Annotated in this window: 7 protein-coding genes; 6 read left to right on the forward strand and 1 reads right to left on the reverse strand. The window is 59.8% G+C overall.

What is annotated here, in order from left to right; genetic code table 11:
• Positions 1-3: 3 nt before the first annotated feature.
• A complete protein-coding gene (locus F451_RS25590) occupies positions 4-984 on the reverse strand; it encodes an alpha/beta hydrolase (RefSeq protein ID WP_020682006.1) in 981 nt (326 codons plus the stop codon).
• 65 nt (positions 985-1,049) lie between these two features.
• Here F451_RS25590 and F451_RS0113990 point away from each other — a divergent pair, with 65 nt between their 5' ends.
• The 6 genes from F451_RS0113990 to F451_RS0114015 all read left to right on the forward strand — a co-directional run bounded on the left by F451_RS0113990 (position 1,050) and on the right by F451_RS0114015 (position 9,255).
• Complete coding sequence (locus tag F451_RS0113990) at positions 1,050-4,352, forward strand: mechanosensitive ion channel domain-containing protein (protein WP_020682007.1); 3,303 nt, start codon at positions 1,050-1,052, stop codon at positions 4,350-4,352.
• Complete coding sequence (locus F451_RS0113995) at positions 4,345-4,749, forward strand: acyl-CoA thioesterase (RefSeq protein ID WP_020682008.1); 405 nt, start codon at positions 4,345-4,347, stop codon at positions 4,747-4,749. Before F451_RS0113990 ends, F451_RS0113995 begins: the two co-directional genes overlap by 8 nt.
• A gap of 55 nt (positions 4,750-4,804) precedes the next feature.
• Entirely contained in the window at positions 4,805-5,191 is a 387-nt protein-coding gene (locus F451_RS0114000; protein WP_020682009.1) for a DUF4870 family protein, read from the forward strand.
• A gap of 195 nt (positions 5,192-5,386) precedes the next feature.
• On the forward strand, positions 5,387-7,567 hold the full coding sequence (locus tag F451_RS0114005) for a malate synthase G (protein WP_020682010.1): 2,181 nt from the start codon (positions 5,387-5,389) through the stop codon (positions 7,565-7,567).
• 183 nt (positions 7,568-7,750) lie between these two features.
• Positions 7,751-8,308, forward strand: a complete 558-nt coding sequence (locus F451_RS0114010) for a hypothetical protein (RefSeq protein WP_156826486.1) — start codon at positions 7,751-7,753, stop codon at positions 8,306-8,308.
• A gap of 104 nt (positions 8,309-8,412) precedes the next feature.
• Entirely contained in the window at positions 8,413-9,255 is an 843-nt protein-coding gene (locus F451_RS0114015; RefSeq protein ID WP_020682012.1) for an NAD-dependent protein deacetylase, read from the forward strand.
• Positions 9,256-9,591 lie beyond the last annotated feature (336 nt).

Genomic DNA, 9,591 nt, shown 5'->3' on the forward strand with positions numbered 1-9,591 from the left:
ATTTTAGGCCTTTCTGCTTTTTCCTTCAGCGCTCGCCCGAATTCCTTCCAGATAGGCTCCGATGTGGGCAAACAGCTGATGACGCAGCGCCGGCGTTTCATTCACCAGATGATGCCGCGCACCCGGAATCAGCACGGGCTGCAATGACGGATAGAGACGCTGCATCACCGGCAGATTATGGCGCCAGTCCACAGTCCCGTCCTCCTCCCCCTGCAATAACAGCGGCATGCCCGCCAAAGGCCCGCTGGCCTCGATCTGCGCCACCCATTCCAGCATTGCCCTGACCCAGCTGACCGCCACACGGGAGTGCTGCAGCGGATCGTACTCGCGCACAAAGCGTACAAAGTCTGCGTCACCGGAATTGTCCGAATAAATGCGTTTGACCTGCTTGAGAAAACGCCCGAACCAGCGATACTTGCGCACAATCACATGCATCATGACCGGCCGAATCAGCGGTGCAAGATAGACCCGCCCCGCCACCCTGTCGGCAACAGGATCGCCGCCGCGCTGCTGCTCCATCACTATGGCCGCTCCGGTGCTTTGGCCCATCAGCACCCAGGGGTGGGGCAAACTGTCACCGTGACGCTGCAACAGCCGCGACAACTGCCGTGCATAGGTTGAGAAATGATCGATGCCCAGCGCCGGCCCGGCGGAGAGGCCATGGCCCGGCAAGTCATAGATCAGCACGTTCCAGCGTCTTTTCAGAAGATAGTCGATCAGGTGGCCATAAAGGCCGGCATGATCGGTATAGCCGTGCACCAGCACTGCCGTCCCACATATCGGTCCCCGGGGACGAAATTGCTGCACCACCAAGTCCAGCTCATCGACGCGTTCCCGTCCAATACTGTATTCACAGCGAGACATCAAGGCGATCAGGCCATAATGCTCCAGATACGCCTGCAGCCGCGTGGTACAAAGCGTGATATCGTTGGGCTCGAATATATTAAGCCCGTCGCGGATTTGTCGAGAATCAATGACCTTCATGGCATCTCCCGGCCAGGGTACAACCACACTGTAGCGAGAATATGGCTCTGAGTCCTGCCCACCCCATGTTGAAGTCTATCGTGGAATTCGATGTTTTTGCGCGTGCGCCCGCCTGCATTAAAACCGCAGTCAGCGCCATACTGGGCCTTTTCATATTACTCGGTACCAGCGCATGGGCCGGGCCCGATGACGAAATCGCACAGATTACCGAACGCCTCACACAATACGAAGGCAAAACACTCAGCGCAGAGGAACAGAACGAACGGGACCGCTATCAGCAGGCCCTCGATACGCTGCAGGATCTGAAACAGTTCGAAAGCAGCGCTGCGCAGCTGCGCCAGGAACTTGAAACCCTGCCCGCCGATATCAGCCGCCTGAAACAGGCGCCCGCCGAAGCACCCGCAGCGGATCCCGTAGCGCTGGAAGCCCAGTCGCTGGAGCAGCTGCAGCAGCGCCAGACACTGCTCAAGGCCAGCATGCTTGAGCAGCAGCAGGCACGTGACCAGTTGCAGCAGGAGATCGCCCTTAATGACAACAAGCGTCTAAACCTGCGTGACCAGCTCACCCAGCTCAAACAGGCCAGTGACCCCTCACCCGACTCACAAAGTGGCAGTGAAGCCAACCAACTGCTGCAAAGTGCGCGTTTGCGTACGCGCAGTGCCCACATCCAGAGCCTGGAACTGGAACTGCTGGCCCTGCCCGGGCGCGCCGAACTCAATGATCTCAGACTACAAAAGCTGAACCGCGACCTCAGCCGCAGCACTCAGCAACTGCAGCAACTGGAAGAACTGATCCAGTGGCGCCTGCGCAGCCAGACCGAAAAAACCCTCAGCGAGTTGCAACCGAGCGACCTGAGCGAGCTGGATCCGGTTCTGCAGGCCGCCGGCGAGCAGAACCGTAACCTGAGTCTGCAGCTGCGTGACACCCTGGCCAGTATCGAACAGACAAGTACCCTGCGCCGGCAGCAGAACGCCCATCTGGCCCAGGTCGATGATGCCTTGCGCACCATCTCCCAACAACTGGAACTGGAAATTCAGTATGTTGGCACCGAACTGCACCGGCTGCAGGCTGGCCTGACCCGGCCGCTCAATACCGCAGAAACGCGCGCCCGCATCAACCAGCTGCGCCTGCAGAACATCCGTCTCAATCGGGACCAGCTTGGCACCGAGCAGGAACTGGGCGGCTATGAAACCTCCGCCGGCCTGCAATTGCCGCAAGCAGCCCGCAGCCAGTACCGGCAACTGCTCAACGATCGCCTGAGCCTGTACAGCAAGCTGCGCGACGCCCGCCTCAGCCTGGTGGCAGAGCTGTCTTCACTGTTGTCGGTACAGGAAAGCATCAACGAGCGTATCAGCCAGGCACGCACCCTGATCAGCGAGCAGCTACTCTGGTTGCCCAGCGTCACACCTGTGCAGCTCAACTGGTTTGGCGAACTCATGCAGAGCCGGCAAGTGCTGCTGGAACGCTGGCACCGCAACGCGAACACACCGCTGCTGGTCTACTCCTCCAGGCTAGCCCTCCCCCTGCTCGGGTTAGTCATGCTGTGCGGCCTGGCCCTGCTATTGATTCGTTACCAGCGCGCCCGGCTGCAACCCTGGCAGCAGGAAATCGGCAATGTACTGCGGGATCGCTTCGCTCACACAGTTTTACCTCTGGTTATTGCGCCGGTCATCGCCTTGCCATTGCCCGTTTTCATGCTGATCGTCGCGCGCTATGTGCTGAATCCCGCGCACCCGGACGTCGATGCTCTGACCCTCATGCTGCAAATCGCCGCCCTGGCAATCTGGGTGATCCAGTTCCTGCGCCTCTGGCTGCAAGTGCCCAATGGCCTGTTTGTCGGCCATTTCAATGTTGCGCCGAAACTTGCCCAGGTTCTGAGCCAGCGTCTGCTGCTGCTCGGCCTGAGCTGTGGCCCATTGTTGCTTGGTCTCATATACGTCTACGAAACGACATTCTATTCAGACGTGATGAAATCGGGCCTTGAACGGCTGCTGATGTTGTTGCTCACCGGCATTGTCACCCTGCTCTGGGGCAGTCTGCTGACGGTCGCGCCGCAACTGAACCGCCTGACACAAAGCGGGCACTGGTGGCTCAAGGCCGAGGTCTGGCTCAGCACGCTGGTGGGCTTCAACTTCGTTCTGCTGGTAATGATGCTGGTGGGTTATGTCTTTACCAGCCAGGTATTCATGGTACTGCTGCTGTCGGTCCTGCTTGTCTGCCTGTCGGTCTTCGTCGCCTACCAGCTGGGCCTGCGCTGGCTGCTGATCGCCGAACGCCGGCTGGCTTTTGATCGTGCCAAGAAACGCCAGGCAGAAATCGCGGCGGCGCGGGAAAAGAACGAGGACGAGCCGTCGCTGAGCACCAATTACCTCGACATGCAGGACATTACCGAGCAGTCCCGCAAACTGCTGGTCACCACCAGCGTGATTCTGCTGCTGGGCCTGCTGTCGCTGGTGCTGCGTGACTTCCTGCCAGCGCTGGACGTATTTGACAAGCTGGTGCTCTGGTCCAATATCAGCAGTACCAGCGATGGTGACATCCTCTCCAGCGTAACCCTCAAGAATCTGCTGTTTGCCGCCCTGATTCTGGGCCTGAGCATCTTCGCGGCCGCCAACCTGCCAGGCTTGCTGGAGCTGCTGGTACTGCGCCACATGACCCTGGCACCGGGCACCGGTTACGCCATAACCACGCTGATAAAGTACAGCCTGGTGGTGGTGGGAATCGTTGCCTGTGTCGGCGAGCTGGGACTGCAATGGGCCAAACTGCAATGGCTGGTCGCGGCACTGAGCGTCGGTTTGGGCTTTGGCCTGCAGGAGATCGTGGCCAACTTCGTATCCGGTCTCATCATCCTGTTCGAGAAGCCCATGCGTATCGGCGATACCGTCACGATCGGCGGCGTCAGCGGTACCGTGACGCGCATCCATATTCGCGGCACCACCATCGTCGACTGGGACCGCAAGGAGGTCATCATCCCGAACAAGACCTTTATCACCGATCAGCTGATCAACTGGTCACTCACCGACCCGACCACCCGGGTGGTCATTCTGGTTGGCGTGGCCTACGGCTCCGATACCGAACGCGCTCGCGCCCTGATGATCGAAGCGGCACGGGAAACCGACCGCGTACTGGAAGACCCGGCGCCCGAAGCGTTCTTCATCGGTTTTGGCGCCAGCACCCTGGATCTGGAGCTGCGCCTGTTTGTCAGTGCCATGTCCGACCGCATGCTGGTTACCCACAACGTCAATACGGCGATTGATCGCAAGTTCCGGGAAGCGGGGCTGGAAATCGCCTTCCCGCAGCTGGATGTGCACCTCCACTCGAGCGAACCGCCCAGCGAACCCGTAACCGGAGACCCCCGTCATGCCTGAAGCCGGAAAACTGTTGCACAGCTGCAGCCTGCCCCTGCGCTGGGGCGACATGGATGCCTATGGCCACATCAATAACGTGCTCTATATCCGTTTCCTGGAAGAAGCACGCGTCCAGCTGCTGATCAAGCTCGGTGCGGGCCTGGAAGGCGCAGCCCAGGCCCCCGTGATCATCAACGTCGGTTACACCTTTCTGCGTCCGCTGGTCTATCCGGACAGCATTCGTATCGACTGTTTCGTAGCGGAACCCGGGCGCTCAAGTTTCATGATTTACTACCATGTCTATGCCGAATCCAACCCTGACGTGCGGGTTGGCGAGGGCTACTCCAAGGTTGTGTGGATGGATCACGCCAGTGGCCGCTCCGTGGCGCTGCCGGATTCGATCCGGGCGCAGTTATAGCCACCACTGCCCTTGAGCCCAACAACCTGAACAGACAGCAAACAAGGGAATGCACATGACACAGGATTTACACTCAGACACCTCCCGAGATCATCAGCCCCCTTTCACCCGCGGGCAGCAGGATAGCGGTAACGCCAAGGTTATTTATATTCTGTATCTGGTCAGTCTGGTGGTGGGCATTACTGCCCTGGTGGGATTGGTCATGGCCTATGTATACAGGTCCGAAGGGGATGACTGGCTGAAGGCCCACTACCGATGGCAAATCAGGACTTTCTGGATTGGCCTCCTGTATACATTTTCAGGCATTTTTTTGTCTGGAATTGGAATCGGATTTCTGATTTTGCTGTTCGCAGTCGTCTGGTTCATTGTACGTTGCGTCAAGGGCCTGCAACGCCTTGAACGCCATGAACCACCGGCCAACCTGAACAGCTGGCTGTTCTGATTCGTCGCCCTTCTGACAGCACGAACAACGAAGTTACAAGAATTTGTACTACTTTAGGGGCGCAGGGGGCGACAGTTCGCCAATAATCGGGTAGATTACGGCGTCGCACAAAAGACCAAAACTAAACAATTGCTGCCCGGTTTCGGGTGCCTCGCCCCGTTCGGGACTGAAAAGATAAGCAAGAGGCAGTACATAATGAACAACAGGGTACACAGCGGTAACCTTCAGGTTGCCACAAGTCTATATGACTTTATCAATAACGAAGCGCTGCCAGGCACCGGTGTAACGGCCGAGCAATTCTGGACCGCGTTCGATTCGATTGTGCACGATCTTGCACCGCGCAATCGTGAACTCCTGACCAAACGAGACCAGCTGCAGGCACAGATTGACGCCTGGCACCGGGATCACAAGGGACAGGCCTTCAACTTTTCCGACTACAAGACCTTTCTGACCGACATTGGCTACCTGCTGCCCGAAGGCGATACCTTCAGCGTGACCACCAGCAATGTCGATCCGGAAATGGCCACCATGGCAGGCCCGCAGCTCGTGGTTCCCGTCATGAACGCCCGCTACGCACTGAATGCCGCCAATGCCCGCTGGGGAAGTCTGTACGACGCCCTCTACGGCACAGACGCCATTCCAAGCGACGCCGGTGCCGAGGCAGGCAAGACCTACAACCCCGTTCGCGGCGCCAGGGTTATCGCCTTTGCCCGCGACTTCCTCGATCAGGCCGTACCCCTGGCCGCAGGCTCCCACAAGGACACCGTCGGTTACAGCATTCGCGATGGCCAACTGGCCGTCAGTCTGAACGACGGCAGCACAAGTTCGCTGCAACAGCCCGAGAAGCTTCGCGGATTCCGCGGTGATGACGCGGCAGAGCCCACCGCCATCCTGTTGCAGAATAACGGTCTGCATTTCGAAATCCAGATTGATGCCACCAGCCGGGTCGGCAAGGATGACCCCGCCGGCATCAAGGATCTGTTGCTCGAATCGGCTCTCACCACCATCATGGACTGCGAAGACTCCGTGGCAGCCGTGGATGCAGACGACAAGGTACTGGTGTATCGCAACTGGCTCGGCCTGATGAAAGGCGATCTGACCGAATCGGTCAGCAAGGGTGACCAGACCGTGATCCGCAGCCTGAACCCGGATCGCGACTATACCGCCCTGGATGGCGGCAGCCTGAGCCTGAAAGGCCGCAGCCTGATGTTTGTGCGTAACGTTGGCCACCTCATGACCAACAACGCCATCCTCGACAAGGACGGCAACGAAGTGCCCGAGGGCATCCTGGACGGCATGATCACGACCCTGATCTCCATCCACGACCTGAAAGGCAACAGCCCGCTGCGCAACACCACCACCGGCTCCATGTATATCGTCAAGCCGAAGATGCATGGACCGGAAGAAGTGGCGTTCGCCAACGAACTATTTGGCCGTGTTGAACAGGCCCTGGGGCTGGCGCCGTTCACCCTGAAAATGGGCATCATGGATGAGGAACGCCGCACTACGGTGAACCTGAAAGAATGCATCCGTGCCGCCCAGGACCGCGTGGTGTTCATCAACACCGGTTTCCTCGATCGCACGGGAGATGAAATCCATACCTCAATGGAAGCAGGTCCCGTCATCCGCAAGGGCGACATGAAGGGCGCCAAGTGGATCCAGGCCTACGAAGACTCCAACGTCGACATTGGCCTGGCCTGTGGACTGCAGGGCCGCGCCCAGATCGGCAAGGGCATGTGGGCCATTCCCGATCAGATGGCCAATATGCTCAAGGCCAAGATCGGACACCCGCTGGCCGGAGCCAACACCGCCTGGGTACCGTCCCCCACGGCCGCAACCCTGCACGCCATGCACTATCACCACGTGGATGTATTCGCCCGCCAGGATGAACTCAAGAGCCGTCCACGCGCCAGCGTTGACGACATCCTGACCATCCCTGTCGCGCAGAACCCCAACTGGTCCGACGAGGAAATCCAGCAGGAACTTGACAACAACGCCCAGGGCATCCTCGGCTACGTTGTACGCTGGGTTGACCAGGGTGTCGGCTGCTCCAAGGTGCCGGATATCAACAATGTGGGCCTGATGGAAGACCGCGCGACCCTGCGCATCTCCGCCCAGCACATTGCCAACTGGCTGCACCACGGCATCTGCAGCCGCGAGCAGGTGATTGAAACCCTGCAGCGCATGGCCGGCGTAGTGGACGGCCAGAACAGCGAAGATCCGCTGTACCAGCCCATGGCCGGCAACTTCGCCGACAGTGTTGCCTTCCAGGCGGCCTGTGAGCTGGTGCTTGAAGGCCGCGAGCAGCCTAACGGCTACACCGAGCCGGTACTGCACCGTCGTCGCATCGAAGCCAAGGCCAAGGCCGCCCGCTGATCGACAGTCATCGATGGCACAACTGAAAGGGCCAGCTAGAGATTAGCTGGCCTTTTTTTGTGCTCCGCATACGGCGCTCCAACTGCGCCCATTACACAGCCTGTTCAACAGCAACAGATCCGCTGAACTAAAATGAGGGAATTGCGCAGCCAAACGCGACCGCAAAACCGCTTCGAGGCCCCCATGGCAGCACCGGAAAAGGACCTGCTGCTGCAACTTGATCAGCAGTTGCAGCAGGCGATCGAGACCAGCCAGATAGAAGTCTACGGTCAGCTCAGCCATCTCTACCATCGCGGCTTCTACAGCAACCGCACCAGCCTGTGGAGCCATTCTCCCACGCTGCTGGCGCACAGGAGACGCGGCTATCTGATCACCGCGACGCCCAAGGACGCGCTGCGCCTGGCCGTTCTGCCGGTCAAGGCCCTGGCTCCGCTCATCGTGCCGCTGATGGCACTGCGCATCGTTCCACTGGACGCTGTGCGTACTGTGCCGTTTAAAGCCGCCCCCATCGATCTGAGAGCAGCATCAGCACTGACACTGCCGTCAAAAACCAAGACCGCTCACCTGGAGGATATAGGGCCTGGACTCGAACGTCTGTGTGAGGCAATGGAGCATTATTGCCCTTCCTGCGGACTGGACGGCTTTGCCACCCAGGCGCTGGAAGGCGGCAACCATTACCGCCACATACTGCTGTTTCGCCCGCTCGACTCGCTGGCGCTCTATGACATAGAACCGCTTTGAGCAAGCCGCAGCACCACGCTGCGCAGCTAAAAGGCTGGTCCGCGAACAGACTTGCACGTACTCTGGGCGCCACCAGGATCAGACATCGGAGGATCGCTTTTGCCATGCCAGATACGACGCTGCAAGACGGCTCTCTGCAACGCCAGAGCGATGAGCTCAATGCCTTTTTGGAACGCCACCCGTGCCTGTTCGTGCTCTCGGGGGCCGGTATCAGTGCAGACTCGGGCATTCCCGACTACCGGGACCATCAGGGCAACTGGAAACGTCCGCCCCCGGTTGATCATCGCGATTTTGTCACCCAGCACAGCTGCCGGCAGCGCTTCTGGGCTCGCAGCCTGGTGGGCTGGCCCCTGATGGCCCGGGCCAAGCCCAATGCCGCCCACCGCGGTCTGGCCGAACTCGAGCAGCGCAAGCAAATCGAACTGCTGGTCACACAAAACGTGGACGGACTGCATCAACGGGCCGGCAGCACTCGAGTACTTGACCTGCATGGCCGCTCCGACAGCGTTCTCTGCCTCGGCTGCCAGCAGCGCTACAGCCGAACCCAGGTGCAACAGCGGCTGGCCGACGACAACCCTGATTTCCGTGATCTGCAGGCGAGCGCTGCACCCGATGGCGATGCCGACCTGGAACGGGACTTCAGTGACTTTCGCCTGCATGATTGCGACCGCTGCGGCGGTATCCTGAAACCCGACGTGGTGTTCTTTGGTGACCAAGTGCCCAAGGAACGGGTCAGCATGGCGATGGACGCCTTGTCCCGCGCCGATGCCATGTTGGTGGTGGGTTCGTCACTGATGGTGTACTCGGGCTTTCGCTTTTGCCGCCAGGCCGCACAGCAGGGCAAACCCGTGGCCGCGATCAACCTGGGCCGGACCCGCGCCGATGATCTGTTAAGCCTGAAGCTGCAGGCGGCCGCTGGCCCGTTACTGGAGCATTGTCTTGGCTGAATCCCGGCCCCGCTGGCCCCTGCAACCCAACCTGGGGCTCTCTTGCCCGCGCCGATGATCTGTTAAGCCTGAAGCTGCAGGCAGCCGCCGGCCCGTTGCTGGAGCATTGTCTTGGCTGAATTCCGACCCCGCTGGCCCCTGCAACCCAGCCTGGGACTCTCTAGCCCGCGCCGATGATCTGCTGAGCCTGAAGCTGCAGGCGGCCGCCGGCCCGTTGCTCCAGGCCTGCCTGCGCTAATCGCTTACGCACCGGATCGCCCGATTCGGCTATTCCATAAAGACCGCTTTCTGACCGGCTGCCGAAGCGACCCGTTAACTACCACGGGTACGGCACGG

This window comes from Marinobacterium rhizophilum DSM 18822 (genome assembly GCF_000378045.1).
Classification (GTDB): domain Bacteria; phylum Pseudomonadota; class Gammaproteobacteria; order Pseudomonadales; family Balneatricaceae; genus Marinobacterium_A; species Marinobacterium_A rhizophilum.